The following is a 663-nucleotide window of genomic DNA, read 5'->3' as shown; positions in this document are numbered from 1 at the left end:
ATCCTTCAAGAGATCGATGAGCTGGTGGCTCGTTGGGCAAATGAAAGAGAAGAAGGTGAGGGGTTCGGTGATTTCACCATTCGCGCCGGCATCATTGAAGAAGTGATCATTTCTAAGAGGGATTTACATGCATAATTCTGTTACTTCCAAATTGAAGTTGGCAGATCTGCTTGCATTAACCAAGACGGAGCAAATCCTCCGTCTTTCAGAAATCAATGCTGAGTTAGAGACGCTAACCGCTCAACAAAGAGTTAAGTGGGCACTAGAGAATCTAGAAGGCAATCACGTTGTCTCATCTAGTTTTGGTATTCGAGCGGCGTTAATGCTTCAAAACGTACCGCTTTATTGATGAATTAAGTCAGCAACTGACATTAAATCTTCAAGTCTTTAGAGCGAAACAGAGCCCGAATTGGCAAGAAGCGCAATACGGCAAGTTATGGGAGCAAGGCTTAGAAGTGATAGAAAAGTACAACAAGCTGAATAAAGTCGAGCCAATGAGGCGTGCACTGGATGAGCTTGATGCTGGGGTTTGGTTCTCGGGTTTGAGAAGAGAGCAATCTAAGTCTCGTGCGAACCTTCCTATCCTCTCTATCCAAAACGGTGTGTTTAAGTTCTTGCCTGTCATCGACTGGAGTAATAAAGATGTTCACTATTACTTAGAAG

Annotated in this window: 1 pseudogene; it reads left to right on the top strand. The window is 43.6% G+C overall.

What is annotated here, in order from left to right:
* Window positions 1-127: 127 nt before the first annotated feature.
* Window positions 128-663: pseudogene (locus KIV40_RS30115) on the top strand (phosphoadenosine phosphosulfate reductase family protein); the annotation flags it as partial.

This window comes from Vibrio sp. D173a (genome assembly GCF_030248475.1).
This window is presented reverse-complemented; position numbering and strand designations above follow the sequence as displayed.